Consider the following 25,111-nt stretch of genomic DNA (forward strand, 5'->3'; position numbering starts at 1 on the left):
TCCCGGCGCTCAGGCGGCGCCGGGCCTTCCGGGGGGAGATCCGTTTCGTACGGTACCCGCGTACTCCGATGATGTACCCGACGTCCCCCGAGCGTCTCGGACCGGACTCCTTTTCGGTCACCTGCAACACGCTGAAGGGTGCCGGACATTTACCAAGGTGTCCGGCACTTTTCGCGAGGAGACGTTGTGACACATCAAGATCGCTTCGAGGCGATCTATGACGCGTACTACCCGGCCATCCATCAGTACGCAGCCCGCCGTACCGACTCGGCCGACGACACCGCCGATGTCATCTCCGAGACGTTCCTCACCGCCTGGCCCGACGGTGAGCGGGGCTGCTGTGGCTGTACGGCGTGGCCGCGAGGTGCCGGCGCTGGACTGCTGGGAGGGGCTGACCAGCGAGCAGATCGCCAGGCGGTCCGGCGACCGAGTACGCCAACGCGGCGGTCTCCATCAACAAGTCCGGCGACTATTTCGCCGTGACCATCACCGACCCCACGGCCGACCGCCGGCGCTTCGAGGAAGCATTCCGCGCGGTCGGGCTGAACGTCACGGTGAAGGTCATTCCGGTGGCGCCGGACGAGGTCGGCAACCTGATCGGCCCGGCCGTGCCGGAGGGCTTCGACTGGCACGGAAGCATCGGGACGCAGGCGGATCGTCAACGGATCGCGCGACCACAGCTCCGACACCGTCGACCTCTACGTCATCCCCGGATCCGGTACCGCCCCCGACCCTCTGGAGGTCGCCACACCCAAGTGGTACGACGACCAGCCAGGTTGATCGTCAGTCCGAGGCGTTCGGTGCCTAGCTCACCTGGCGCCAGCCGGGTGGGGGGTCCTCACCGGCCCGGCCGTCGACCGCCTCGCGCAGGAGGTCGGCGTGGCCGGTGTGCCTGCCGTACTCCTCGATCAGGTCGCAGACCAGGCGGCGCAGGCTGGCGTGCCGCCCGTCGGGGGTGGAGACGTGGGCGAGCTGGTCGAGGCCGCCGTCGGCCAGCGCGGCGGCGAGCGTGGCGCGGGAGCGGGCGACCGCGTCGTCCCAGAGCCGGTACAGGTGCTCTGGACTGTCGGTGTCGGCGGAGGTGAACGGCCAGTCGTCGCCGCCCTCCCAGTCCTCCCACGCCGAGCCGATCGGCTTGCCCCGGAACTTGACGTTGAACATGTGGTCCTCCACCACGGCCAGGTGCTTGAGCAGGCGGCCGAGGGTGAGCGCGGAGGCGCCCACCCGGGTCCGCAGCCCGTCCTCGTCCAGGCCGTCGGCCTTCCAGCGGAAGGTGGTGCGCAGCCGATCGAGCGCGCCGAGCAGGTGGGCGCTCTCGTCACCGGCCAGCGGCGGTTCCCATGGCGTATCGGTCATGTCGTAACCCTGGCATGGGATCGAGGGCGGTCAGCCGTCCAGTCGTACGCGATAAATCCGGCGACGTCGGTGGTCATCCCGAGATAATGGCCGATGTGGAGGAGGTCGAGGTCGTCGTCGCCCATCAGGAGCGCGCGACCCTGCGCGTCGGCGACGTGTTCCTGAAGATCGACGCTGATCGGACGCGCGCCGACGTCGAGGTCGAGGCGATGGCCATGGCGCCGATCCCCACCCCGGAGGTCCTGTGGCGGAAGCCGCCCGTGCTCGCCCTCGCCGCCCTGCCGGGGACGGCGCTCGGCCGCCTCGGCGAGCCGTCGACCGCGTCGTCGGCGGCGTGGGCCGCGGCGGGTGCCGCCGCACGCACGCTGCACGACGCGCCGCCGCCGCCCTGGCCCGGCCGGAGCCTCGACGAGGTCGCATCGCGCCTCGACGGCGAATGCGCGTGGCTCGTCGCGAACGGCGTCCTCCCCGCCGACGTGGTCACGCGGAACCGCCGGGTCGCCGAGGCCGCGCTCCGGCCGTGGACACCGGTGTTCACGCACGGCGACCTGCAGGTCACCCACGTGTTCGCCGACGGTGACGAGATCACCGGCGTGATCGACTGGTCCGAGGCGGGCCCGGGCGACGCCCTGTTCGACCTCGCCACCTTGACGCTCGGGCACGAGGAGCGCCTCGGCGACGTCGTCGCGGGCTACGGCACCGACGTCGACCTCGACGTGATCCGCGCGTGGTGGTCCTTACGGAGCCTGCGGGCGGTCCGCTGGCTGATCGAGCACGGCTTCGACCCGTGGCCCGAGGTCGCCGTGCTGAACTCCCGGCTGTGAGGCCGCACGAGACCGACGACTACGCCATGTCCTGACGCGAGCGGCGCACACCCAGGTGAAAGTTTCAGTCTCGACGTGCGCGGACGCCTGCCCGCGCCCCCGGCGCTGGTCGGCCCGGCCTGCCCGGTTCTATGGTGACGATCTCGAACCTCCTTGCGAGAGGGACACCATGGCACTCAGCGCTCGTCGTCCTGCCCAGGTTCTGCGCCTCGCCCTCGTCCTCGCCCTGACGCTGACCGCCGGCGCGGTGCTGTCCGCTCCCGCCGCGCTCGCCGCCGCCTACCGCTCGGCCACCTCCTCGGGCTGGGGCCCCAGCCCGGCGGCGGGAAAGGCAGCTGCCGAGGCCAACGCCCGCGCCGCGCTGAACCAGCAGGCCGCCGCGGCCGGCGAGGTCTGCTCGGGCGTGTCTGTCACCACCAGGCACCTCTACACCGCGCCCGACGGTTCGGCGTGGATCTACGAGGCGACCGCGTCAGGCAACTGCGAGGTCCCGCCGCCGGTGTCGTACACCGTCCCGCGCACCGAGACCCGTCAGGCCGGCGGCACGAGCCCGAACGTCGCCGTCGAGAACGGCGCGCAGGCCGCCCGCGCGGCGCTCCTGGCCGCGGGCCAGGCGTGCACGGGCTACGCCACGACGTCGTCCCTGGTCTACACCGCGCCCGGCGGCGCGTGGTGGATCTACGACGTCACCGTCTCGGCCACCTGCACCCACTGACACCGGCACCACGAAAGAAATCGACCGACCACTCTTAGTGTTAGAACAGTCGCTCTGAGTAACATGCGTCCATGACGAAATCGTTCCGCAGCTTGACCATGCTGTTCACCGCCACGCTGGCCCTCGCGGCGGCCCCACACGCCGCCTCCGCGTCCTCGCAGAACCCTCCCCGCGGCTGCGCCATGAAGGAGATCACCTCTGGCAACTACTCCGCCAGGGCCACGATCTGCCTCACCGAGGCGTGGAAGACCCACACCTTCGGCGAACGCACCCTGGAGCCGACCAACACGCTCACCCTGGAGTGCTGGCACGGCGTCGCCCTGTGGTCCAACTCCGACTGCTCGATGAGCTCGAAGCTGTCCCTGTCGAAGGACGGCGTCCCCGCCTGGACCGAGTCGCGCAGCAACAGCGTGTACATCGCCCGTTCCGGCAACACCAGCACCTACACCGACCACTACGCGTGCCGCGGACAGGGCGAGTACGAGCTGCGGTTCGAAGGCGGCACGGTCCACGTCACCCCGCATTCCAGCAGCGCCAGCCTGACCATCCCGGCCTTCTCCGTGAAGGCGCGCGGCTGCGCCTGAACGCCGACCGCAGGTGAGGGGCTCCCCCGGACGACGGGGCAGCCCCTCACTCATGTCGGTGGCGCCGAACGACGTGACGGCAAGCCACCGGAGCCCGGGAAGGTCAGGGCGGGGCCGTTCCGTCACTCGCGGCACAGGCGGCGTCGAGGCGCTCGAACGGCCCCGGACCGTCGTGCGGCTTCGGCGGGGCACCGAGGTGGCGGACGCGAAGCTCGTCCATCAGCTCCTCGATGAACGCCGGGCCCTCATCGCGCATGAGCCGCTGCCGGCTGCGGAGCTCGTCGCCGCCCGGCCGCCAGTCGAGGCCCCAGTTGCCGAGGGCGTAGATGATCGGAAGGGTCTGGATGCCGGCTTCGGTGAGGCTGTAGCGGGCGCGCTGCCCCCGCACGGCGGTGCCGCGGGTGAGGATCCCCGCCTCGACGAGCCGTACGAGACGGTCGGCGAGGATGTTCGAGGCGATGCCCTCGATCGACCCGGTGAGCAGCGCCCGGAAGTAGCGGCGGTCGCCGAAGATGACGTCGCGCAGCACGAGCAGCGACCAGCGATCTCCGAGCACCTCGACGGCGGCGTTGATCGGACACCCGGACCGTGGTTCCACTTGTTCCTCCTTGACAGGTATTTCGCCCCCCATATAGTAGTTGCACACTGCAACCACTTTGGAAGAGGAGCTGATGGGTCGCTTCATCTACTCGATGCAGGTATCCCTCGACCTGCGGATCGAGCAGGTTCCGGGGGACAACGGCGCCGGCGAGTGGCTGCGCGTCGACGAGGAGCTGCACCGCGAGGCCAACGCGCGGACGCGGGCGCTCGCACTCATGGTCCACGGCCGGGTCTACTACGAGGCCATGGAGGAATACTGGCCGCGGTCAAGCGAGGACGCGTCGCTGCCGGACGTCATGCGCGAGTACGGTGAGATCTGGACCGCCAAGCCCAAGGTGCTCGTCTCCCGCACCCGCCGCAGCGCCGGCCACAACACCCGGATCATCGGCGGGGACGACGCGATCGAGCGGCTCGCCGCGCTGCGGGCCGAGACCGACGGCAGCATCAGCGTGGGCGGCGCGGCGCTCGCGACGCAGCTGCTCCGGGCGGGGCTTCTTGACGAGTTGCTGCTCTTCACCCATCCCTCGATCCTCGGCTTCGGCAGGCCGCTGTTCGACGACTATGACCTGCCGATCGATCTCGACCTGCTGGAGCAGCGATCGTTCGAGCAGGGCGTCACGATGCATCACTACGCCGTACGGGACGCGAAGGAGACGAGCTCGTGCTGAGGCAGGTCGCGGAGGGTGTGCTCGTCCATCAGAGCGAGTTGCTCCAGAACAACACCGTCGTCGTGCGGGGCCGGGCCGGCGTGATGCTCATCGACGCCGGGATAACGGGCGACGAAATGGCGTGCCTCGCGAACGACCTTCGCGAGCTGGGCTGGCCCGTTGTGGCAGGCTTCTCGACGCATCCTGACTGGGATCACGTGCTCTGGCACGCAGCGCTCGGCGACGCGCCCCGTTACGGTACGGCCCGCTGTGCGGCTTCCATGCGAGATCTGCGCTCGAACGCGGACTGGAAGGCCCGGGTCGCCGAAGGGCTGCCGCCGGAGATCGCTGACGAGACACCGCTGGACCTGTTCGGCCTCATCACCGCTCTGCCTGCCGGAACCACCCGGATTCCGTGGGATGGCCCTCAAGTCCGGATCATCGAGCATCCGGCTCATTCCCCGGGCCACGCGGCGCTGTTGATCGAGGAACGCGGGGTTCTCGTCGCCGGCGACATGCTGTCCGATGTCCTGGTTCCGATGCTCGACGACTTCAACGGCACCAACGACCCGGTCGAGGAGTACCTCGCCGGGCTGCGGCTGCTCGAGGACGTGGCGGGCGACGCCGATGTCCTCGTCCCCGGTCACGGGTCCGTCGGCGGAGCCGACCAGGTACGCGCGCGGATCGAACTGGACCGCGCGTACGTGCACGCCTTGCGTGACGGCCGCACTCCCGACGACCCACGACTCGGCCCGTCGGCCAAGCCCGGCTGGGAATGGGTGAGCGACATACACGCGGGCCAAGCCCAGAGCCTCGCCCGGAGAAGCGAGCGCGACGGGACGCCCGGCTAGCGCTCGGCGTGCGGCACAGCCGGTACGCGCGAACGCGAGGAAGTTCCGGCGGCCTTGGGGACGCTCAGGTGGTCCACCAGCCCCGCAGCGTGTCGAGCGCCGGCGTGGACAGCCAGTTGACGACGAAGCCGAGCAGGAAGGCCAGGACCAGGAAGACCACCTGCTGCACGAGCTGCGCCCTGGCCTGGCCGACCAGGTGCTTGCCGATGACGACGTCCACCATCCTGGTCTGCTCCTCCGTCAGCTGGACGAGTCCGAGGATGAGGCCCACGACGATCGCCCACCCGAACATGACGGCGAGCACGACGCTCGCACCGGCGGCGAACCCCCTGAGGAGCTCCGACCCCCATGCGAAAAGCGTCTCGGCCGGCGGCCGGTTCTGCGCGCCCCGCCCGGGGTCACCCTCGGAAGACGGAGATGTCTGCACTCCATCAGGGCTCGTCCGGACCACCGAACGCGAGCTCACCGGCGAGTCCGCCAGGTGCCGGAGGTGAGCAGGACGCCCACGACGAGCCAGTAGAGGCCGGCGATCAGCCCGCCGCCGAGTTGGGCGAGGATGATCTCGCACGCCCAGAGGGCCGGAAGGGCCGCCGCCACGGCGCGGGGCACCTGCCCGGCCCGCCACAGCGACACCGCCATCATGATCGCCCCCACGAGCATGCCGAGGTTCGCCGGTACGGCCACGAAGGGGAACCACGCGTAGTCCTCGCCGCGCAGGTTCGACGACGTGGCGCCGAACGCCAGCAGGACGTGGCCGGCCGAGACGACGACGGCTCCCACGAGGGCGGTACGGCCGCCGTGGCGGGCCAGCGCGACGAGGCCGGGAACGAGAAGGATCAGCGAGGCCGCGAACAGGCCCAGAAGGAGGTGCTCCTCACCGAGCACGCGAGGATCATCGTCCATGGGCCGCATCGCCTGCATCACGCCCGTGACGGCCATGGCCAGCCCGCCGGCGGACGCCGCCAGCCCCGCCGCCACCCGCCCGCTCTGCGCCGTTTCGTTGATGGTCACGGCGTCACGGTAGGAAGCGGCGGCGGCCGGGCGCGTCCACCACAAGAGCGCCGCCTTCGTACGACCGGAGGCTGATGCGACTACGCCGCACGGCTGATGCCCTCGGACCGGCGGTGGGGTATCCCGGCGCAAGGGGGCCGTCACGGCGAGCGGATCAGCGTGCCGAGGTCAGCGACCTGCCTCTTTACGGGGCCGGCGGGCGGCCAGCTCGACCTGGAGGAACAGGGCGGCCAGCACGGCCAGCACGGCCGAAGGGGCCAGGAGCCACAGCCAGCGCTGCGCCCACCAGCCGGCGGTCGGCTCCGCCGACAGAGTGCCGCCCAGCCCTTCATAGGCCCACAGCACCACCAGGTACGCGGTCATGTGCCAGAGAAAGATGGTCAACGCGGCCACGTTGAGTGCCACCACCGGCTTCCAGGCAGCCGGCCGGCGCAGCAGGCGCTCGGCGGCCGGCGTGATCAGGGCCAGCAGCCCGAGTTGGAAGACGGCCAGGGCGGCGATGGCGGCGTTGGTCGGGAAGATGTTGGACTCGGCGCCGGTGGTGCCCACCATCGAGAGGGGGTAGCCCGCTCCCACGGTCAGCCCGGCCAGCCCGGCCAGCCCGATCCCGGCGACCGCCAGCCGTTGCGCCGGCGGCCGCCGCCCCAGCTCCCAGCCGCGCCAGGCGTAGCCGAGCTGGTGGCAGAACACCCACACCAGGGCGGCGGTCACCCAGCCCGCCCAGGCCAGGCCGGCGCCGCGGTTCGCCACGCTGCCGAGGGCGATCAGCAGCACGAGCGCCGCCAGGACTCCGGCTCCGTAGCGGTCGTGCAAGCTCGCGGTGATCGGCACCGCGGCGATCAGCAGGCCGTACACACCCAGGAACCACAGCGGCGTCAGGTAACCGGGGAACCACTCCCACATCCACCGGTGCGGGCCTGGCAGGGCGGCGGCGATCAGCTCGCCGGCGAGCCAGACCAGGGCCCAGACGGCGGTCGGCCACAGCAGCCGGCGCAACCGGCCCCGGACGAACTGGCCGGCGGTCGTCCCGCGTGCCTGGGCCCGCTGCCGGCCGACCAGGTTGGCGTACCCGCCGACCAGGAAGAACACCGGCATGATCTGCAGCACCCAGGTGGCCAGCCAGCCACCGGGCACGGCATCGATCGGGTTGGGCATGGCCAGGCTGCCGTCGGCGGTGCGATGGTTGACCGACAAGGTCCAGTGCCAGAGGGTGACGACCACGATGCACAGCGCGCGGGCGGCGTCGACCACCCGGTCACGGGACGCCGGCGTGTCCGCCACCATCCGGTCCAGCGTCGATCGCCTGCCCGCGACGCGGCCGGTCTGCCGGTCCTGGCGTCCGGCGCTCAGCGGTACAGCTCCTCGATGTCCGCCGCGAAGTCCTTGTGGACCAAGGAACGCTTGACCTTCAGGGTCGGGGTCAGATACCCGTTCTGCTCGGTCAGGTCGACCGCGAGGATCCGGAACCTGCGGATCGACTCGGCCCGGCTCACCGCCCTGTTGGCCTCGTCCACGGCCGTCTGCAGCCTGGACAGCAGATCCGGATCGTCACGGAGCTCGGCCGGGCCGGCGTGCTCGGGCCTGCCGGCGGCCCGCTTCCATGACGCCAGCGCCTCGGCGTCCAGGGTGATCAGGGCGGCGGTGTACGGCCGCCGATCGCCCACGACCACGGCCTGACTGATGAGCCGGTGGGTGCGCAGGCGGTCCTCGAGCGGCTCCGGGGCGAGGTTCTTGCCGCCGGCGGTGACGATGATCTCCTTCTTGCGGCCTGAGATCGTCAGGAACCCGTCCTCGTCCAGGGCGCCGAGGTCGCCGGTGAGCAGCCAGCCATCGGCGGTCTGACTCTCCCTGGTCTTCTGTTCGTCGCGCCAATAGCCCTGGAACAGGATCGGGCCCCTGATCAGAATCTCCCCGTCGTCGTCGATCCGGACCTCGACCCCGGGGAGGGGCGGCCCGACCGTGCCGATCTTCTGGGCGTGGGGCAGATTGACGGTCGCGGCGGCACTGGTCTCGGTCAGCCCGTACCCTTCCAGGACGGTGATGCCGATTCCTCGGAAGAAGTGGCCCAGCCGTGCGCCCAGCGGCGCTCCGCCGGAGATGGCGTAGCCGACCCGGCCGCCGAGCGCGGCCCGCAGCCGTCCGTACACCAGCCGGTCGGACAGGCGGTGTGCCAGCCGCAGGCGCCAGCCCGGCCGCCCGTCGTCCAGCGCCTGGCTGTAGGCCACGGCGGTCCGCTCGGCCCAGTCGAAGATCCTGCCCTTGCCCTCGGCCTGGGCCCGCTGCTGAGCACTGTTGTGGACCCGCTCGAACACTCTGGGCGCCGCCAGCAGGAACGTCGGTCGCAGGGCGGCCAGGTCCTCGGTCAGCCTGGCCCGGTCGGCGCTGTGCGCCAGGCACACACCCCGCTCCACGCAGGCCACCTGGATCACCCGCGCGAACACGTGGGCCAGTGGGAGGAACAGCAGGGTCGAGGCGTCCCGGCCGAAGATCCGCTCCAGGCTGTCGATCGCGACGCGCGCCTCGTACAGCAGGTTGCCGTGACTCAGCATGCAGCCCTTCGGGCGGCCCGTGGTGCCCGAGGTGTAGATGATCGTCGCCAGGTCGTCTGCCGACACCGCCCGGCGGCGCTCACGCAGCCGGGCCTCGTCCACGGCCAGCCCGTCCTCGCGGAGACGGTCCAGACCGCCGTCGTCGATCTGCCACACCCGCGGCCCGGGCAGGCCCTCGGCCGCGTCCTCGACCAAGCGGCGATGCGTCTCGTGCTCGACCACCGCCGCGACCGGGCCGGCGTCCTCCAGCACCCAGCGGACCTGCTCGGCCGAGGAGGTCTCGTAGATCGGGACCGGCAGCGCCGCCACCGCCCACAATGCGTAGTCCACCAGCGTCCACTCGTAGCTGGTGGCGGCCAGCAGCGCGACCCGGTCGCCGGGCTGTATCCCGGCAGCGAGGAATCCTGCCGCCAAGCTGCGGACGTCGGCCGCGAACTGCCCGGCCGTCACCGGACGCCAGCCGCCGGCCGACCGGCGCCGGAACAGGACCATGTCGCCGTCGACCCGGTCGTCGGCGAACACCACGTCGGCGAGCTGGGCGTCGGGGGCAACGGTCATCGGGGCCGGGACTTCACGGACACGCATCATCCGTCCTCCTGTGCAGAAGGGGCGAAGCAATTAGCCTGCTTCCCCAGGTCACCGGGCACACACGTGACAGCCGTCGCCGACCGTGGACCTGGTGAACCGGCTCGCCCATCCCACCGACGCCGACATCGCCGCGGTCGACGCGTGGTGGGCCCCGGGCACCGGCGTCCTATCGACGCCTTCGGGCGGGGCCGCTGTGTCCGGTGAATGTCCTCAGGGTGTCCTGGGCTGATCTATTCGCACCGCATGAGGATGAAGCCCAGAACTGACAGTCAGGAGGACTGATGGGAACTCGCAGCATTCCCGGCCCCAGGCGCGCGCTCAGGGCACTTGTCATGCTCATCGGGTTGGCACTGGTGGTGCCGACCATGATCGTCGCGTCGACGACGTCGGCGACGGCCGCATCGACGGCCATCGCGACCGCGGCCTGGACCCCTCGGGTCGTTCCGCTCTACTCCGGCGAGCCTCGCATGGACCTGAGTTTCCCCGAGATGCGGGAGGAGTTCCTGGATATCTGCGAGACCGAGCAATTCAATGGTTACGCATGCATCACCGTGGGAGACGGCGACGGAACCCACACCGGCTTCCCCATGTTCAAGTGCGGATGGCGGAAGGTCTACAACTTCGTCAACGCGGGCGCTGTCGTGAACAACCAGTACGGCGGCGCGAGGGTGCGGCTCTACAACGCCTCACAGGCGGAGATCGCGTCCTACGGAAACGGCAGGCACGGCATCCCCAACGAAATCCTGTACGCGACGGAGTGGATCAGCGTCTGCTGAACCAGCCTCCTTGGAACGACGACGTACGCCCCCGCCTGTCACCCGGTGGGGGCGTCTTCGTCTTCTCGACGGTTAACCGTCCCGCCTCAATACCGCGCCGCCGCGCCCGTACTCCAGACGCCATCCCGGCGGCCATGTGTTCCCAGGATTCGGGTGCGTCACCCGGACGTCTGTGAAGGTGACGCGGCCGGCGAAGGTCGCCTCGTTGAACGAGACAGGGCCGCTGAAGGTCGCCTCGTCGAAAGAGGTGGTGCCCTTGAAGGTCGCCAGGAGGAACGAAGCCTCTTCGCTGAAGGACGCCTTCTCGAACCAGGTCGAGCCGCCGAAGGTCGCTCCGTAGAAGTCGGCGTAACTGGCGAAGGTCGCGCCCCGGAACGCGGTGTAGTCGGTGAAGGCCGCCCCGCCGAAGTCGGCGTGGCCGGTGAAGGTCGCGCTGTGAAACGAGGCATAGCCGGTGAACGAGGCGTCGCCGACGAAGGTCGCGCGGCTGAACGAGGTGCGGCCGATGAAGGTCGCCCCGTGGAAGTCCGCGTGAAGGACACGGCAGTTGGCGAGACCGAAGTCGAGCAAGGTGGCGTAGGACAGGTCGAGGCGCATGCCCGGCCAGAAGCGCGGGTTGACCGAGGTGGGGCGCTGCCACCAGCGGCGTTCGCACCAGGCCAGGTGGTCCGCGAGAAGGCGCTGCGCGGTGAGCCGAACCTGGCGTTCCTCCTCCGGCGCCCGGCCGGCCCGGGTCTCGGTGCGGCCAGGCGAACGGGTGCGGGCGGCGCGCTGGGCGGCGCGGATCCGCTGCTGCCGGTCCTCCTCGCGCGGCGGAGTCCACGGCATCCGGAGATATGCGCAGATCACGTCCACGACCGTCTGCCTCAGCCTCGGGTTGTTCTGCGCGAGCTGTTCGAGCGCGTACAGGCCGCCGAGCCTGACCGGGGCCGGGCCGCCGCCGAGCTGTTCGACCGCCTTGCTGAAGCGGTCGGTGTCATGGCCGCGCTCGCCGAGCCGGAAGGTGCGCCGCGCGGTGTCGGCGTTGCGCGCGGTGTAGAACACCGCCAGCAACGCGGCCAGGCCGGTGGCCACGGCCAGGACGTTGCCGCGAACGGCCGCGACGGCGGCGGCCCAGTCGGTGCCGGTCAGCTCGTTCGGGGGCGAGGTCGCCGGTGGTGGGATGCCGTCATCGAGGGTGACGCCGTCGATGTTCTCCAGAACCCAGGTGGCTCCCGGGCCCAGCATCCACACCAGCGCCGGGACGGTCACGAGCACCAGCACCGCCACGATGATCGACGAAGGCTTCACCGTCCGGACTGCCGCTTCGCGTTCTTCTTGGCCATGGGCTTGATGATGCTCAAGCGGCCGGGACGCCGGAGGTCGCGTGACAAGATCGTGACCCCTCGGGGAAGGCCGCACCATATCGCCGTTAACACTTTCCCGTTAGCACCTCTTGACCGCATCGTCGTTAACGAAATACTGTTGCCATCGATTACATGTCATCCGGTCACCGGCCGGAAGGAGCTCCCGGGACCAGGGACCGGGCCCTGTCGCAGAGCCGGTTCCGTACGGAGAAGGAGCATGATGATCTTCCACGGCAGCGGATCCACCTCCGAACCGGACGTGCCACCGGGACAACGGACGAAAGCCCTCGACACGCCCGCGCCCAGCCGTCGTGCGGTGCTCAAGGCCGCCGCGGCGGGCACGGCCGTGGCCGCCACGGGCATCGCCGCTCCCGCCGCCGCGACTCCCCCGGCCGCCACCGCTCAGGCGTACGCCGTCGCCCCGGGGGCGTCGGTGGAGGTCGCCATGACGGTCAACGGGCGGCTGCGCAAGGTCGTCCTGGAGCCGCGGGTGACGCTGCTGGACACGTTAAGGGAGCGGCTCGGCCTGACCGGCACCAAGAAGGGCTGCGACCGGGGCGAGTGCGGGGCGTGCACGGTGCTGGCCGACGGCGAGCGGGTCAAGTCGTGCCTGACGCTGGCGGTGATGCGGCAGGGGGCCGAGATCACCACGGTGGAAGGGCTGGCGCGAGGAGAGGAGCTGCACCTCGTACAGGAGGCGTTCATCCGGAACGACGCCTTCCAGTGCGGCGCGTGCACTCCCGGTCAGATCATGTCCGCCGTGGCCTGCATCGACGAGGGGCATGCGGGCTCGGAGGCGGAGATCCGCGAGTGGATGAGCGGCAACCTGTGCCGGTGCGCGGCGTACCAGAACATCGTCGCCGCCGTCGCCGACGCCGCGAGGGAGGTGCGGCGATGAGGGCCTTCGGTTACACGGTCGCGCGCGATCCGGCCGAGGCGGTGCGGCTGGCCGCGACCACCCCCGGCTCGACGTTCGTGGCAGGCGGCACGGACCTGCTGAACCTGATGCGCGACGGCGCGGAGGCCCACGACCACCTCGTGGACGTCAACCGGCTGGACCTCGGCAAAATCACCGTCGGCTCCGGCGCGTTGCGGATAGGAGGGGCGGCCCGGATGCGGCAGGTCGCCGAGCACCCCGGGGTGCGGCGGGAGTTCCCGATGCTGTCCGAGGCGCTGCTGGCCTCGGCGTCCCCGCAGATCCGCACCATGGCCTCGATCGGCGGGAACCTGTTGCAGCGCACCCGGTGCGGCTACTTCCGCGACGCGGCCTCTCCCTGCGCCAAGCGGGTACGGGGCAGCGGCTGCCCGGCGATCACTGGGCAGAACCGGGGACACGCGATCCTGGGAGGCAGCGAGCACTGCATCGCCACGCACCCGTCGGACCTGGCGGTGGCGCTGACCGCCCTGGACGCGACCGTGCGCCTGCTCGGTCCGGGCGGCGAGCGCGCCGTCCCCATCGCCGGCTTCTACCTCCTCCCCGGGTCCACGCCGGACCGGGAGACCGCGATGCGCCCGGGCGAGCTGATCACCAGGGTGGACGTGCCGCGCACCGCCCTGGCCGGGCAGTCGCGCTATCTGAAGCTGCGCGACCGGGCCACGTTCGAGTTCGCGGTGGTGTCGGTGGCGGCCGCGCTGCGGACGAGGGGCGATGTCGTACGGGACGTACGGCTGGCTTTCGGCGGCGTGGGCACCCGCCCGTGGCGGGACACCCGCGTCGAGGCGGCGCTGCGGGGCCGGCCGCTCACCCGGCAGGCGATCGGCGAGGCGGGCCGGATCCTGGTCAGGGACGCCAAGCCGTACGAGGGGAACAGGTTCAAGGTCGAGCTCGTCCAGCGGGCGCTGGTGAGCGTTCTCGGCGAGCTGGGAGGGCTTCGATGAGCGGGCTGGTGGGGCAGGGCGTGGCGCGGGTGGACGGCCGGGCGAAGGTCACCGGCGCGGCCCGCTACGCCGCGGACCAGGAGGTGCCCGGTGTGCTGCACGGCGCCCTGGTGATGAGCACGATCGCCCGCGGCGAGGTCCTGGAGATCGACCGCAGGGCGGCGCTCGCGCGTCCCGGCGTCGTCGCGGTCCACACCCACGCCGACATGCCGCGGCTGAACCTGCCGAGCTTCCCGTACAACAGGCCTTTCATCCCCATGCAGGACACGCGGGTGCACCACCACGGGCAGCCCGTCGCGTACGTCGTGGCCCAGACTCTGGAGCAGGCACAGGAGGCCGCCGGCCTGGTGAAGGTGCGCTATCGGGCGGAGGATCCGGTCGCGCGGATGGCCGACGTGCTCGACGAGGCGTTCCTGCCGGACGATTTCCGCGACCGGCCCAACGAGTACAGCCGCGGCGATGCCGCCGCGGCGCTCGGACAGGCCGCGGTACGCGTCGACCGGACCTACAGCAGCCCGATGCAGCACCACAACCCGATCGAGCCGCACACCACCACCGCCGTCTGGGAGGACGACGGCACGCTGATCCTTTACGAGAGCACCCAGGGCGTGGTCTTCGCCCGCAACACCGTCCAGATCGCGTTCGGGATGCCCGAGGGGAGCGTCAGGGTCGTCTCCCCCTACCTGGGCGGTGGTTTCGGCGCCAAGGGCCCCACCTATCCGCACACGTTGCTCACCGCGGCGGCGGCGCGACTCTGCGGCCGGCCGGTGAAGCTGGTGCTGACGCGCGCGCAGATGTACACCTCCAACGGTCACCGCGCCGAGTACCGCCACCACCTCCGGCTCGGCGCCACCCGGCAGGGCGCGCTGACCGCCGTCGTCAGCACCTCGACGGCTCAGGTGACCCGCGTCGACGAGAACGTCTACAACGGCGGTGACTCCACGGTGCGCCTGTACGCCTGCCCGAACGTCCACGTACGGCAGCTGGGTGTGCGGCTCGACCTGCCGACGTCGAGCTACATGCGCTCGCCGGAGACGACCGCTCACTTCGGCCTCGAGACCGCCATGGACGAGCTGAGCTACGAGCTCGGCATCGACCCGGTGGAGCTGCGGATACGCAACCACACCGAGGTCGACCAGCAGCCCGATCCTCCCGTGCCGTACGCCGACAAGCGGCTGCTGGAGTGCTACCGGGCCGCGGCGGAGGCGTTCGGCTGGGCCCGGCGCAGCCCCAGGCCGGGGACCACCAGGGACGGAGACGAGTACGTCGGCTGGGGCATGGCCACCGAGACCCACACGCACACCGTCATCCCGTCCCGGGCTCGCCTCACCATCGGCCCCGACGGGCGCGCGACCCTGCGGGCCGCCACCCAGGAGATCGGCACCGGCACCTACACCGTGCTCACCCAGATCGTCTGCGAAGGGCTCGGCATGCCGCTCGACCAGGTCACGACGCTGCTGGGCGACACCGCCTACCCCGACGCGTCCTTGTCGGCGGGGTCGTCCACCATGCCCAGCGTGGCGGCCCCGGCGGCCGACGCGGCGGCGAAGGCGCGGAAGGCCGTGATCGCGCTCGCCGTCGCCGACCCGCGCTCCCCGCTGCACGGCGTGCCCGCCGAGGAGGTCGTGGCCCGGGACGGCCGTCTGTCCGCCGGGGGCGACCGCGTGGACACCTACCGCGCGGTCATGACCCGGCACGGCCGCTCCGTCGAGGTGACCGGCGACAAGCGGAACAGCACGCCCGGGCACTCGTTCGGCGCGGTGTTCCTGGAGGTGCGGATCCAGCCGAGGCTGGGCAGGTTGCGCGTGACCCGGGTGGTGACCGCGCACGACCTGGGGCGGGTGCTCAACCACCGGACCGCGCGCGGGCAGGTCATCGGCGGTGTGATGTGGGGGCTCGGCTTCGCGCTGATGGAGCACACGATGGTGGACCCGGCCACTGCCCGGGTCGTCAACCCGAACCTGTCCACCTACCTGGTCCCGGTCTGCGCGGACGCGCCGTCGGTGGAGGCGTTGTTCGTGGACCGGCCGGAACCGGACGCCGAGCTGGCCGGGATCCGCGGATTCGGCGAGACGCCCGGGACCGGCGTGCCCGCGGCCATCGGCAACGCGATCTACCACGCCATCGGCCGGCGCCTCAGGGACGTCCCCTTCACCCAGGACAAGCTGCTCTGACCCCTGCGCGCGGGGGTCAGCGGCTCTGTCGAGGAGCTCGTCCGTGGGCCCGCCGTACATGGGTGTCCTACGCCGTCGTTTCAGCCGAGCGGGATGAGGAGGTCGGCCAGTTCGCCGGGCTTGGAGAGAAATGGCGAGTGGGAGGCGTCGAGCGTGACGACGGAGGTCGGGTTGTCCGGGAACGCGGCGTCGGCCTCCGCGACGAACTTCGCCTGCAGGCCCGGCCGGATGGCCATGTCCCGCGTACAGACGATGTACGTGCGCGGCACCGACCCCCAGCCGTCGCGAGTCAGGGTGGTGGCGCCCAGCATGACGCCGATCGGGCCGTCGGGTGTCAGCAGGCCGGTGGCGGCGTCGGCGAGGACCGGGTCCACGTCTCCGTAGAACGCCTCGCGAAGCCCCTGCCGGTAGACCGCGTCGTCCGTGGCGAAGTCGAGCCGCAGCGCGCCTATCTGGGCCGGGTCACCCTGCAGCAACGGCGCGACCCGGTCGTCGGCGGCCTCGGGAAGCCGCGTGTACGCCGCCGCGGACACGCCCGACGCCGGCATGTACGCGGTGAGGTACACGGCGTGCGCCACCAGCTCGGGTGTCCGCTGGGCCGTTCGCGTCAGTACGGGACCGGCCGCGCTGTGGGCGACCACCGTGACCGGCTCGCCACCGCCGATCCGCTTGATCTGCGAGGTCAACAACTCGGCCGCGTCGTCGAGAGTCACGTCCGCCACGGGCGAGACCTCGGTCCCGACCGCCTCGGGGTTGTACGGCTGTTCGGTTGACCATCGAGGACGGCGGGCGTACAGCCCATGCCCCGCCATGTCCACCGCGACGGTCAGGCGGCCGCCGGCCACCACATGGGGGACGACTTCGTTCCAGCACCAGGCGCCGTGCCAGAAACCGTGGACTAACACCAGCGTGGACATGAACACTCCTTGAGTGATCGGGTGAACGACGGCCGCGGAGCCAGCCGGAATCAGATGATGGTGAAGGCGGTGAGCGCGCCGAGGGTGATGAGGAAAAGGCCTATGCCCACGACCCACCTCCCCATCGTGGAACCGTCCTGGCCGCCGGTGTCGATGCGGGCGTTCCGCTGCTTCTCAGGGTCGTAGAGGACGGTGACGCGATCTCCTGGTCGAGGAGGCCTGCTCTCGCCGTAACGCGAGGTGATCTCGACCTCCTGGCCATCGCGGGTCGTGAAGCGGAAGACGGGATAGCACGCCTTGCTGTCAGGGTCCCTGCTCCTCTCCAGGCCGGTGACCAGGCCGGGCACCCGGACCCCGTGGGCGCGGAACCGCCGTGCCCTGCGCAGGAGCCAGACGCCGCACGCCAGGTTCGCCAGCCCGAGAACGAAGAGCATGCCGGGCGAAGATGTCGATTCCACTAAGGATCACCTTTCGCTCGGGCGGCGATCCGCCGTTGCCAAGGGTTCTATCTGATCGACTACGCCACCGGCGGTTTGGTTCATCACCACATCGACGTTTTTCAGGCTCCCGACGTCAAGGCGCGTGGGAGGGCGTGGACCCCGCTAGCCTCTGGTGATCACACCGCAGGCGATGCGGCTGCCGGAGTCGCCGGCCTTCAGCGTCTCGGCGTCGGGCCCGGCCTCACCTTCCGCGTTCCGGTAGCGGTCGGGGATGTTGGCGTAATTGTCGGCCAGAGAGTGGATCATGATGGCGCTGCCGTCGCCGTCGAAGAGCTGTGCCACCTGGAAACGGTCGGTCACCGATGAGGCGGTGGCGGTGCCGTCCGCGCCGACCAGCAGGTTGGGCAGGTCCCCGGTGTGGCGGTCGTGCGGTTGCGAGCCCAGGTCGAAGTGTCCTCCCGCACTGAAGAAGGGGCTGCCGGTGTCGGGGTCCTTCGACTGCGCGTCGCAGACGCCCTTGGCGTGGACGTGGAAGCCGTGAAAACCGGCCGGCAAGTTCGTCACCCCGACCGTGATCTTGGACTTGCCGTTCCCGGCGTCCTCCACCTGGAGCGAGCCGACCGTCTGGCCTTCGGCATTCTTGATCACGGCACCGGCCGGCGCACCGTCCCGCGCCGGCATCATCGCTCCCAGCGCGGCCGCGCTCAGTGCGACCACTCCCACGCCCAGCATCACGACCAGAGCCAGACGAGCCTTTCGTACCATCGGAAGTCTCCCCCTGTGTGGCGTCTTCCCCAGGTGAAGACGACGGCGGCACCGTTGGACGCGAGAACGGCGAGCCGCGATGTCCAAGGGGCCTCGCCACAGAAATCCCCCCGGCTTCGTCCACTGCCCCGATGCCGGAGGTAAAAGTTCGCCATCGCCAGAGCGTCCGGCTCGAAGCCTTGGGAACTCGTCACAGAAGTGCCGTCAGGGCTCCCCCTGAGACGCAGGGATGCCCTGACACTGGACCGCTCAACGGCGGCGTCGTCTGCTACGGCGGCGGCGGCGTGACGCGGATTCGCCGTTTTCGAAGCCGTCTCCCGGTTCCGGCTGCACCAAGCGGATGGACGCGCCGACTAGGTAGTAGCGGATAGCCATGGTCATCCCCCCAAAGCGATCGGCGACTGGGAGAGCACCAGGCCCACAGTCGGGTACCGCTTCAGCACCCTCCCGTAGGTACAAACCCAACGGCTCACCCGTACCTTCCCCAGATATCCCCTGAACGGGGCTGCTGGCTGGGCTTTTACCAGTCGTGCCCCGGGCTGCGACAACCGGTTCCCGCACGTGACTTCTTCGGTGTGAAAAGATCACGGCCATCGAAAGCACTCCGTAACGCACCACCTGGAGAAGGCGTCTTGGGGAACGCCCCAAGACGAGAGGCGGCCATGCAGAAGGCTGCGCTTCGAGATCACCGATGACAACGTCGACCCCGTGGAAGCGGACGAGAGCGTCAGCTCCGCCCTGGCACTGATCGGACGGATCACCGGAACCGACCTCGCCACCGACTGGTTCCAGGCGCGGCACTCGCGCATCCGCGACCTCGACACGCCTTCGTATCCCGACGGCTGAACGTCCTGACGGACAAGGGCTACACCTGGTCCCCGTTCTCGGCCATGGGGTTCACGCCGGGGTGGGGGCGTCGTGGCAGTGGCGTGCCGCGGCGGTCCGGGCGGTGCTCGAAGTGCCACCACTCGTTGTCGTAGACGCGGTAGAGGTCGTAGCGGGCGCCGTGCTCCTCCAGCCAGCGCGCGCCTTCGCGGGGGCGTACGTCCAGCGCGATGCCCTTGACGTGGCCGGATTCCGCCGGCGGTAACACGAGCATGCGGGCCGAGGCCGGGGAGCCGGAGCGCCGCACCTCCTCGTCGAACAACCGTTGCTGGACCTGGGGATCGCGGTATCCCGAGGTGAGGCCGACGAGCCGGCCGTGACGCCAGAGCGCCTCGGTGCGTGCCGCGGTGAACGCCGCCATGGCGCCGTCGGTGAGCCCGGTGAGGTCCTCGGCGGGGAATCGCATCCCCAACGCCCAGCGGCAGGCCAGTTCGCGGGCGTGGCCGGGACGGCGGACGAACCCCACGGGCAGCAGGAGCACGGCGAGCACCAGCGTGACCGCGGCGAACAGCCGGTCACGGGGCCGGAGGGGGATGGTTCGCGGTTCGTTCATGACGAACAACGATCGGCGCCGAATGCGCGCGCGCCGTCCGCCGCATGTCACCGTTCGTCGACGGCGGCCGGCGCCGGGTGCGACCGTGATACAACCATGACACGGTGCTGACGAGGCGGGGACACGGCTGGCCGACAGTGGAGGGATTGACCGGCGGGCGAGGTACGGAGCGTGCTGTGAAACTCGGCGGCGTGTCGCGAGTGTTGCTGATCGAAGATGACCCGGCCGTACGGGAGGGCCTGGAGCTGGCCCTGACCCGGCATGGACACCGGGTGCGGGCGGTGGAGTCCGGCGAGGAGGGGCTGGACCGGCTGCGCGTGGACCTTCCCGACGTCGTCGTGCTCGATCTCATGTTGCCTGGCATCGACGGGTTCGAGGTCTGCCGCCGCATCCGGGCCGCCCGGGAGGTGCCGATCATCATGCTGACCGCGCGCGGCGACGACATGGACGTGGTGGCCGGGCTGGAGGCGGGCGCCGACGACTACGTGGTCAAGCCGGTGCAGCCCAGGGTGCTGGAGGCACGCATTCGCGCGGTTCTCCGGCGGATCGGGCGGGACCAGGCGGAGCTGGAGCGGTACGGGGACCTGACCATCGATCGCGCCGGGCTGGTGGTCGCCAAGCGCGGCGCGCCTGTCAGCCTAGCCCCGACCGAGTTGCGCCTGCTGCTCGAACTCTCCGGCACGCCCGGCCGGGTGCACAGCCGCCAGCAGCTGCTGGAGTCGGTGTGGGAGCACGGGTACTTCGGCGACTCGCGTCTCGTGGACGCGTGCGTGCAGCGGTTACGCGCGAAGATCGAGGACGACTCGGCGGCGCCCGTCTACGTTCAGACGGTGCGTGGGTTCGGGTACCGATTCGGGCCGGTGTGAGCCGCCGGTGGCACGATGGCCGAGCCTGGGGTTGCGTGCCCGGCTGTTGTCCGCGTTCGCCCTGCTGTGTGTGGTCACCGCGGCAGGGGTGGCCGGCGGGATCTACGTCCATGCTCGCAACGACATCCTGCAGCGGACCCAGGATGCCGCGGTGGAGGCGATGCGGAGCCGGCTGGAGGCGCTCTACCCCTTGCGGAGCGCGACGCCGGGCCCGGCCGAGCTCGGCGAGATCGCCCGTGCCATGACCGACCGGAACAGCTCCGCGGTCGCCTTCTACCAGGGTGCGCAGTCACCGGCCGGCCCGCCGCCGGGACAGGCGGTGCCGGGCCGTCCGCCGCGTGCGCCGGGCCTGGCTCCCGGAACGATCTCACCCGAGCTGCGGCGGACGGTGGCCGAGGGCGGCATGGCGTGGCAACGCGTGCTGTGGCAGGGCGAGCCCTTCCTGATCATCGGCGCGCCTCTGGTGATCACCGAGCCGGACCGGACGACGCGGGTGTCCGGCATCGAGGTCTACACCGCCCACAGCCTGGTTCCCGAACAGCGCAGCATCGACGGGCTCGCCGCCTGGGCCTGGCTCACCGGCGGGGCGGCCCTGGTGTTCGCGGTCGTCCTGGCGTCGCTGGCCACTCGTGGCGTGCTGCGCCCGGTGCGCGAGCTCGGCCGGGCGGCGCGCCTGCTGGGCGAGGGCGACCTGCGGGCCAGGGTCGCGGTCCGAGGCTCCGACGAGCTGGCCGACGTGGCGCGCACGTTCAACGACACCGCCGCGGAGCTGGAACGGCACGTCGAGCAGCTCCGTGAGATGGAGGCCGACTCGCGCCGGTTCGTGGCCGACGTGTCCCACGAGCTGCGCACCCCGCTGGCCGCGCTCGCCGCGGTCGCCGACGTCCTCGACGAGGAGGCGGCCGGGCTGCCCGAGCACGCCGGCAGGGCCGCCAGGCTGGTCAGCCAGGAGACGCTCAACCTCACCGGGCTGGTGAACGACCTCATCGAGATCAGCCGGTTCGACTCGGGCGTCGCGACCCTCGCGCTGAACGAGGTCGACGTGGCCGAGCTGGTGCGCGCGACCCTGCGTACCCGGGGCTGGTCGGAGTCCGTGCACACCGAGCTTCCCCCCGGGGTGACGGCACACCTGGACCCGCGCCGAGTGGACGTCATCCTGGCGAACCTGGTCGCCAACGCCCTGCGGCACGGTGAGCCGCCGGTGTCGGTACGGCTTTCCGCCGATCCGCGGTGGGTCGCTCTCGAGGTCCGCGACCACGGACCGGGGCTGGACGAAGCGGTGCTGCCGCACGTGTTCGACCGGTTCTACAAGGCCAGCGCGGCCAGGGCCAGGTCGGAAGGAAGCGGCCTCGGCCTCGCCATCGCGCGGGAGAACGCGCGCCTGCACCGAGGTGACCTCACTGTCGTCAACGCCCCGGACGGCGGCGCCGTGTTCACGCTGCGCCTGCCATGCCGGACGCACGATCCGGACGGAGGCTCCGCGTGAGGACCGGGCCGGCCCGCCGCGTGCTCGCCGCGGGTCTCGTAGCGCTCGCCGTGGCCGGCTGCGGTGTGCGGCCCAGCGACGTCATCCCCGCCGGCGACCCTCCGAGCGGAGGCGTCGCGCCCACCACCACGATCACTCTCTACCTGGTGAGGAACGGCCGGCTCCTGGCGGTGACGCGGCCCGGACCGGGTGGTCGTCCACTGCTCGAAGCGGACACGCTCGCGCTGCTCGCGGCCGGACCCACCGCGAGGGAGCGGGCGCGCGGATTCACCACCGACGTCCCGTCCGAGGCCGGCCCGTTCTCGGTGACCGCCGAGCCGGTCGGCCACGTGACGGTGACCCTGTCCACTCCTGCCGGCGAACTGTCCCCGCTGGCCGTCGACCAGATCGTGTGCACGGCCGGCGCCACGTCGCCGGAGAAGCTCCTCCAGGTCACCGTCGTCGGTGCCGGGCAGAGCGTCGGCCCCCGGACGTGCCCGGAGTGACGGCTGCGCCCTGTCACGCTCGCGCATGACAGGGCGGGCGTAGCTCAGTGGTGCACCGTGATGTTCCCTCCGGTGACGGCCTGAGGATCGAAGCGGTCGATGTCGAACTCGTCGACCCGCCGGTTGTCGTACGCCGGCGGGCCGCCCGGGTACGGTGCCTGGCTGAGCGGCCACACGACCAGGCGCAGTCTGTCCGGCTCGTCATGGCCGTACAGGACGAAGCCGTACCCGCTCCGACCGGCCACGGTCGCCTTGCCCTTGACCGCCGCCTTGCCGTCCGGCGTGATCACCAGCCACTCGAGTCCGGTGGCGTCGAGGTCGAAATCGGTGCCGGTGAGGCGGGCGCTCACCTTGCCGCCGCTCGGCACCGGGCCTGTGTCTGACTTGTGGTACTTCGGGTTGAACTGGAAGTGCGCCCGGCCCGTCGCCGACGGATCCGAGGTCAGCGCCCCGGCCGGCGACTCAAGATGCGTGCCGGCCGTGACGAATCCCGCCTCCGGGTCGTACACGATGACCATGACACTGGCGGTGCCCTCGCCGCCGTCGTCGTCCGTCACCTTCACCGTGACCGTGTACATGCCGGCGTCGGTGAAGGTGTGGGCGCGATCGCAGCCGCCGCTCGTCGCTGCGAAGGAGTCCGTACGACCGTCGTCCCAGACGATCGCGCAGGTGTGGGTGTCGTTGGCGCCCGGATCGGTGAAGGGCGCCGTGAGGCTGACCTGCGTGCCCGCGCGATGGACCGACCACGGCGCGGGACCGGTGATGGACGGCCGCAGCGGCGCGTTGCGCAGCCGGACCCGCGCCGAGTCGCTCACCGGCGCGTTGACCCCGTCGCTCGCGGTGAGCGTGACGGTGAACGTGCCGTCGTCCGTGCAGGAGATCGTCGTGGACGGGGCGTGGGCGTCGCCGAAGGAGCACGTCGTGCCCGGGTCCGCCTCGCCCGCCGTGTAGCTCCAGGTGATCGTAGGTGTGGAATCCGGGTCTCCGACGGACCCGTGCAGCCGCAGCCGTTGCCCCTCGGTGCCGGAGACGTCCGGACCGGCAGAGACGGTGGGCGGCAGGTTCTGCCCCGGCGGCGGATCGGATGGCCCCCCGCCACCTACTCCTCCGTCGCCGGTCATCAGGGTCGCCCAGCCGCGCAGCGGGACGTGGCTGGAGACCGACGTGCGCGTGGCATCGCCGTCGAGTGCCGCGAAGTGATCGCTGACGAAGATGTAGTCCCGCTTGTGCTGCAGGGCGACCGGCAGCGGAACCGTACCCTCGCCTGTCCGGCATGTCCGATCGGTGACCGGGCAACTGTGCTCGGGACTGGCGAAGTACGCGGTGTCGGTCTCGTCCACCTCGTGCAGGACACCGGTGCCGCCGTGGTGGGCGTACAACGGGGTCAGCGCCGCCTCCCAGGGCCGGTCCTGGAAGTCGCCGCCGAGGATCACCGGCACGCCAGCGTCCACCTGGGCGGCGACCGCCTCTGCCTGCTCCGTGCGGAGGCCGGCCTCGGCGCTCAGCTGCGTGACGCACCCCCGTACCGTCTGCTCCCGCAGCGTGGTGTCGGCGCAGGTCAGGTTGTACGTCTCGGGCTCCCCGCCCTGGGGCAGCGGCGTAACGGCCGGATTCGTCAGCGGTGTGTGGCTGAGCAGCGCGTTGCCCAGCTCCTGGGAGCCGCCGCACTTCGACGCTGGACTCCGGGTGATCGCGAACTCGCCGTGCAGGTCGTAGCCGTTGGCGCGTACGGTCTCCAGCAGCTTGTCGTACTGGTCGCGGCACACCTCGTTCAACGTGACCAGATCGGGGCGGAAGTCCAGGATCGAGGAGGCGATGGCCGGAACCGCCCCGCTCACCGCGCTGTTCGCGCAGGACGGCTGGGGTATCTGCTTGGCACCGCAGACGTTGAACTGGAAGACCCGGACCGGCTCGTTGACGCGGAGCGTCACCTCTCCCCACAGGATGTCGTGATCCGAGCAGCGCCCGTCGTCGGGCTTCGGGTCTTCCCCGGTGACCACGCAGTCGCCCTCGTTCTCCACGCGGGCGGACACGTCACGGTCGAAGTGCGCCTTGCTGACGAAGATGTAGTCGATCTTCCCCTCGCTGGGGTGGGTCTTGGCGCCGCCCGGCTTGGGCGGGCAGCCCGGGCATCCGGCGAACTGGTCCACCTCCCAGTAGTCTCCGGTGCCCCCTGCCTCCGGCGCGTACAACCGGCCGACGGCCGGATTCTCGGGTGAGGGCCAGTCCGGGGCCACGTTCACGTCCCCGGTCAGGATGAAGGGCATCCGCCTGAGGTGCGGCGGGAACAGGTCGGTGGCGAGTTCCTCGGTCTCCTTGGCGGCGGTCGGGTCGTCGGGAGTGCCGTGCAGGGTGCACACTCGCGTCCTGATCTCGAAGGCCGCCGTCACGCACCCGATGCCGCGGCCCGTCGAGAACTGCAGGTCGTCGGCGTCGCTGATGTCCGCTCGCACGAAAATGGCGTTGCCCGCGCTGTACGGGGCTACGGTGTCACACGTCGGCGTGAGATCGGGGGGCCACCATTCCCACTCCGCCGGAGGCCAGAATCGGGAGCTGGAGAAGTACGACTTGTAGCCGGCGTCGCCGAGCAGCTCCTGGAGCCTCTCCGCCTGGCTGCGGCACGTCTCCTGCAGGGTGACGACGTCGGGCTGCTCGGCCTGGATCTTGCTGTGGACCATGTCCACGACGCCGGTCTCGCCGTGGTTGCACACGGCGCCGCACAGGTTGTAATTCATGATTTTCAGAGGTCGCTCGGCCTGCGCCATCGCCGGCCGCTCACCCAGAGGAGCCGCCAAAAGCGCAACGAGCATGGCTA

26 protein-coding genes are annotated in these 25,111 nt (G+C 70.8%); 14 read left to right on the top strand and 12 right to left on the bottom strand.

Translation table 11 applies throughout. From position 1 onward, the window contains the following. Positions 1 to 186 precede the first annotated feature (186 nt). Positions 187 to 483: a sigma factor gene (locus AB0K05_RS37055; protein WP_187281091.1), complete on the top strand. Its 297-nt coding sequence runs from the start codon at positions 187 to 189 to the stop codon at positions 481 to 483. Between the two features lie 321 nt (positions 484 to 804). Here the strand turns inward: AB0K05_RS37055 and AB0K05_RS37060 are convergent, their stop codons facing one another. After that, positions 805 to 1,356, bottom strand: coding sequence for a DUF664 domain-containing protein (locus AB0K05_RS37060; RefSeq protein ID WP_364235614.1), 552 nt, complete (start codon positions 1,354 to 1,356; stop codon positions 805 to 807). An 86-nt stretch (positions 1,357 to 1,442) separates the two neighbouring features. Here AB0K05_RS37060 and AB0K05_RS37065 point away from each other — a divergent pair, with 86 nt between their 5' ends. The 3 genes from AB0K05_RS37065 (at position 1,443) to AB0K05_RS37075 (ending at position 3,479) form a co-directional block, all read left to right on the top strand. Beyond that, positions 1,443 to 2,180, top strand: a complete 738-nt coding sequence (locus tag AB0K05_RS37065; RefSeq protein WP_364235617.1) for a phosphotransferase — start codon at positions 1,443 to 1,445, stop codon at positions 2,178 to 2,180. Between the two features lie 169 nt (positions 2,181 to 2,349). Continuing rightward, on the top strand, positions 2,350 to 2,895 hold the full coding sequence (locus tag AB0K05_RS37070; RefSeq protein ID WP_345482685.1) for a hypothetical protein: 546 nt from the start codon (positions 2,350 to 2,352) through the stop codon (positions 2,893 to 2,895). A gap of 71 nt (positions 2,896 to 2,966) precedes the next feature. Next, positions 2,967 to 3,479 (top strand): hypothetical protein, encoded by a 513-nt coding sequence (locus AB0K05_RS37075; RefSeq protein ID WP_364235621.1) that lies wholly within the window; start codon positions 2,967 to 2,969, stop codon positions 3,477 to 3,479. A gap of 103 nt (positions 3,480 to 3,582) precedes the next feature. Here the strand turns inward: AB0K05_RS37075 and AB0K05_RS37080 are convergent, their stop codons facing one another. Then, on the bottom strand, positions 3,583 to 4,077 hold the full coding sequence (locus AB0K05_RS37080) for a helix-turn-helix domain-containing protein (protein WP_364235624.1): 495 nt from the start codon (positions 4,075 to 4,077) through the stop codon (positions 3,583 to 3,585). 73 nt (positions 4,078 to 4,150) lie between these two features. Between AB0K05_RS37080 and AB0K05_RS37085 the strand changes: the two genes are divergently transcribed. Together AB0K05_RS37085 and AB0K05_RS37090 are read left to right on the top strand one after the other, a co-directional pair. Continuing rightward, positions 4,151 to 4,747 carry a dihydrofolate reductase family protein gene (locus AB0K05_RS37085; RefSeq protein WP_219547226.1) on the top strand — a complete coding sequence of 199 codons (597 nt, stop codon included), beginning with the start codon at positions 4,151 to 4,153 and terminating at the stop codon, positions 4,745 to 4,747. Beyond that, positions 4,741 to 5,577 (top strand): MBL fold metallo-hydrolase, encoded by an 837-nt coding sequence (locus AB0K05_RS37090; protein ID WP_364235627.1) that lies wholly within the window; start codon positions 4,741 to 4,743, stop codon positions 5,575 to 5,577. Before AB0K05_RS37085 ends, AB0K05_RS37090 begins: the two co-directional genes overlap by 7 nt. Before the next feature lie 64 nt (positions 5,578 to 5,641). Here AB0K05_RS37090 and AB0K05_RS37095 read toward each other — a convergent pair whose 3' ends face one another. The 4 genes from AB0K05_RS37095 to AB0K05_RS37110 all read right to left on the bottom strand — a co-directional run bounded on the left by AB0K05_RS37095 (position 5,642) and on the right by AB0K05_RS37110 (position 9,725). Further along, the gene (locus AB0K05_RS37095) at positions 5,642 to 5,881 is read right to left on the bottom strand and encodes a hypothetical protein (protein WP_148030879.1); all 240 of its coding nucleotides are present in this window, start codon (positions 5,879 to 5,881) and stop codon (positions 5,642 to 5,644) included. A gap of 158 nt (positions 5,882 to 6,039) precedes the next feature. Continuing rightward, complete coding sequence (locus AB0K05_RS37100) at positions 6,040 to 6,588, bottom strand: hypothetical protein (protein WP_271275077.1); 549 nt, start codon at positions 6,586 to 6,588, stop codon at positions 6,040 to 6,042. A gap of 168 nt (positions 6,589 to 6,756) precedes the next feature. Next, complete coding sequence (locus AB0K05_RS37105; RefSeq protein ID WP_271275076.1) at positions 6,757 to 7,872, bottom strand: acyltransferase; 1,116 nt, start codon at positions 7,870 to 7,872, stop codon at positions 6,757 to 6,759. A gap of 62 nt (positions 7,873 to 7,934) precedes the next feature. Then, positions 7,935 to 9,725: an AMP-dependent synthetase/ligase gene (locus tag AB0K05_RS37110; RefSeq protein ID WP_364235632.1), complete on the bottom strand. Its 1,791-nt coding sequence runs from the start codon at positions 9,723 to 9,725 to the stop codon at positions 7,935 to 7,937. 281 nt (positions 9,726 to 10,006) lie between these two features. On the opposite strand from AB0K05_RS37110, the gene AB0K05_RS37115 reads away from it, so the two are divergent. Then, a complete protein-coding gene (locus tag AB0K05_RS37115) occupies positions 10,007 to 10,501 on the top strand; it encodes a hypothetical protein (RefSeq protein WP_364235634.1) in 495 nt (164 codons plus the stop codon). A gap of 72 nt (positions 10,502 to 10,573) precedes the next feature. Here AB0K05_RS37115 and AB0K05_RS37120 read toward each other — a convergent pair whose 3' ends face one another. Next, on the bottom strand, positions 10,574 to 11,791 hold the full coding sequence (locus tag AB0K05_RS37120; protein WP_364235637.1) for a pentapeptide repeat-containing protein: 1,218 nt from the start codon (positions 11,789 to 11,791) through the stop codon (positions 10,574 to 10,576). 273 nt (positions 11,792 to 12,064) lie between these two features. Between AB0K05_RS37120 and AB0K05_RS37125 the strand changes: the two genes are divergently transcribed. From AB0K05_RS37125 to AB0K05_RS37135, 3 genes are read left to right on the top strand one after another with little or no spacing between them, the layout of a single operon-like run. Continuing rightward, entirely contained in the window at positions 12,065 to 12,745 is a 681-nt protein-coding gene (locus AB0K05_RS37125) for a (2Fe-2S)-binding protein (protein WP_364235640.1), read from the top strand. Further along, the gene (locus AB0K05_RS37130; protein WP_364235643.1) at positions 12,742 to 13,725 is read left to right on the top strand and encodes a xanthine dehydrogenase family protein subunit M; all 984 of its coding nucleotides are present in this window, start codon (positions 12,742 to 12,744) and stop codon (positions 13,723 to 13,725) included. Before AB0K05_RS37125 ends, AB0K05_RS37130 begins: the two co-directional genes overlap by 4 nt. Continuing rightward, positions 13,722 to 15,899 carry a xanthine dehydrogenase family protein molybdopterin-binding subunit gene (locus AB0K05_RS37135; RefSeq protein ID WP_364235645.1) on the top strand — a complete coding sequence of 726 codons (2,178 nt, stop codon included), beginning with the start codon at positions 13,722 to 13,724 and terminating at the stop codon, positions 15,897 to 15,899. Before AB0K05_RS37130 ends, AB0K05_RS37135 begins: the two co-directional genes overlap by 4 nt. 80 nt (positions 15,900 to 15,979) lie before the next feature. Here the strand turns inward: AB0K05_RS37135 and AB0K05_RS37140 are convergent, their stop codons facing one another. The 3 genes from AB0K05_RS37140 to AB0K05_RS37150 form a co-directional block, all read right to left on the bottom strand. Beyond that, a complete protein-coding gene (locus tag AB0K05_RS37140) occupies positions 15,980 to 16,816 on the bottom strand; it encodes an alpha/beta fold hydrolase (RefSeq protein ID WP_364235647.1) in 837 nt (278 codons plus the stop codon). A gap of 50 nt (positions 16,817 to 16,866) precedes the next feature. Beyond that, complete coding sequence (locus AB0K05_RS37145) at positions 16,867 to 17,250, bottom strand: DUF3592 domain-containing protein (protein WP_271275071.1); 384 nt, start codon at positions 17,248 to 17,250, stop codon at positions 16,867 to 16,869. A 168-nt stretch (positions 17,251 to 17,418) separates the two neighbouring features. After that, positions 17,419 to 18,021, bottom strand: coding sequence for a superoxide dismutase family protein (locus tag AB0K05_RS37150; RefSeq protein WP_271275070.1), 603 nt, complete (start codon positions 18,019 to 18,021; stop codon positions 17,419 to 17,421). Positions 18,022 to 18,729: 708 nt separating this feature from the next. On the opposite strand from AB0K05_RS37150, the gene AB0K05_RS37155 reads away from it, so the two are divergent. Continuing rightward, entirely contained in the window at positions 18,730 to 18,867 is a 138-nt protein-coding gene (locus AB0K05_RS37155; RefSeq protein ID WP_364235651.1) for a hypothetical protein, read from the top strand. A 19-nt stretch (positions 18,868 to 18,886) separates the two neighbouring features. Here the strand turns inward: AB0K05_RS37155 and vanY-N are convergent, their stop codons facing one another. Then, positions 18,887 to 19,459, bottom strand: coding sequence for a D,D-peptidase/D,D-carboxypeptidase VanY-N (gene vanY-N / locus AB0K05_RS37160; protein WP_271275068.1), 573 nt, complete (start codon positions 19,457 to 19,459; stop codon positions 18,887 to 18,889). Between the two features lie 191 nt (positions 19,460 to 19,650). Here vanY-N and AB0K05_RS37165 point away from each other — a divergent pair, with 191 nt between their 5' ends. Genes AB0K05_RS37165 through AB0K05_RS37175 form a run of 3 tightly spaced genes read left to right on the top strand, consistent with a single transcriptional unit; the run spans position 19,651 to position 22,296 of the window. Next, positions 19,651 to 20,325, top strand: a complete 675-nt coding sequence (locus tag AB0K05_RS37165; RefSeq protein ID WP_187281087.1) for a response regulator transcription factor — start codon at positions 19,651 to 19,653, stop codon at positions 20,323 to 20,325. Positions 20,326 to 20,332: 7 nt separating this feature from the next. Further along, entirely contained in the window at positions 20,333 to 21,811 is a 1,479-nt protein-coding gene (locus AB0K05_RS37170) for a HAMP domain-containing sensor histidine kinase (RefSeq protein WP_364235655.1), read from the top strand. Further along, a complete protein-coding gene (locus AB0K05_RS37175; protein WP_271275067.1) occupies positions 21,808 to 22,296 on the top strand; it encodes a hypothetical protein in 489 nt (162 codons plus the stop codon). The genes AB0K05_RS37170 and AB0K05_RS37175 overlap by 4 nt, the downstream gene beginning before the upstream one ends. Before the next feature lie 44 nt (positions 22,297 to 22,340). Here the strand turns inward: AB0K05_RS37175 and AB0K05_RS37180 are convergent, their stop codons facing one another. After that, positions 22,341 to 25,031 carry an endonuclease/exonuclease/phosphatase family protein gene (locus tag AB0K05_RS37180; RefSeq protein ID WP_364235658.1) on the bottom strand — a complete coding sequence of 897 codons (2,691 nt, stop codon included), beginning with the start codon at positions 25,029 to 25,031 and terminating at the stop codon, positions 22,341 to 22,343. Positions 25,032 to 25,111 lie beyond the last annotated feature (80 nt).

Origin of the sequence: Nonomuraea sp. NPDC049486 (genome assembly GCF_040676925.1) — a bacterium.
Lineage (GTDB): Bacteria > Actinomycetota > Actinomycetes > Streptosporangiales > Streptosporangiaceae > Nonomuraea > Nonomuraea ferruginea.

Bases quoted from the DNA above. Each gene is read 5' to 3' on its own strand.
- AB0K05_RS37180 (WP_364235658.1), bottom strand. From the start codon at position 25,031: ATGAATTACAACCTGTGCGGCGCCGTGTGCAACCACGGCGAGACCGGC.
- AB0K05_RS37145 (WP_271275071.1), bottom strand. From the start codon at position 17,250: ATGCTCTTCGTTCTCGGGCTGGCGAACCTGGCGTGCGGCGTCTGGCTC.
- AB0K05_RS37135 (WP_364235645.1), top strand. From the start codon at position 13,722: ATGAGCGGGCTGGTGGGGCAGGGCGTGGCGCGGGTGGACGGCCGGGCG.
- AB0K05_RS37140 (WP_364235647.1), bottom strand. From the start codon at position 16,816: ATGTCCACGCTGGTGTTAGTCCACGGTTTCTGGCACGGCGCCTGGTGC.
- AB0K05_RS37125 (WP_364235640.1), top strand. From the start codon at position 12,065: ATGATGATCTTCCACGGCAGCGGATCCACCTCCGAACCGGACGTGCCA.
- AB0K05_RS37075 (WP_364235621.1), top strand. From the start codon at position 2,967: ATGACGAAATCGTTCCGCAGCTTGACCATGCTGTTCACCGCCACGCTG.
- AB0K05_RS37105 (WP_271275076.1), bottom strand. From the start codon at position 7,872: ATGGTGGCGGACACGCCGGCGTCCCGTGACCGGGTGGTCGACGCCGCC.
- AB0K05_RS37065 (WP_364235617.1), top strand. From the start codon at position 1,443: ATGGCCGATGTGGAGGAGGTCGAGGTCGTCGTCGCCCATCAGGAGCGC.
- AB0K05_RS37060 (WP_364235614.1), bottom strand. From the start codon at position 1,356: ATGACCGATACGCCATGGGAACCGCCGCTGGCCGGTGACGAGAGCGCC.
- AB0K05_RS37110 (WP_364235632.1), bottom strand. From the start codon at position 9,725: ATGATGCGTGTCCGTGAAGTCCCGGCCCCGATGACCGTTGCCCCCGAC.
- AB0K05_RS37130 (WP_364235643.1), top strand. From the start codon at position 12,742: ATGAGGGCCTTCGGTTACACGGTCGCGCGCGATCCGGCCGAGGCGGTG.
- vanY-N (WP_271275068.1), bottom strand. From the start codon at position 19,459: ATGAACGAACCGCGAACCATCCCCCTCCGGCCCCGTGACCGGCTGTTC.
- AB0K05_RS37085 (WP_219547226.1), top strand. From the start codon at position 4,151: ATGGGTCGCTTCATCTACTCGATGCAGGTATCCCTCGACCTGCGGATC.
- AB0K05_RS37070 (WP_345482685.1), top strand. From the start codon at position 2,350: ATGGCACTCAGCGCTCGTCGTCCTGCCCAGGTTCTGCGCCTCGCCCTC.
- AB0K05_RS37150 (WP_271275070.1), bottom strand. From the start codon at position 18,021: ATGGTACGAAAGGCTCGTCTGGCTCTGGTCGTGATGCTGGGCGTGGGA.
- AB0K05_RS37115 (WP_364235634.1), top strand. From the start codon at position 10,007: ATGGGAACTCGCAGCATTCCCGGCCCCAGGCGCGCGCTCAGGGCACTT.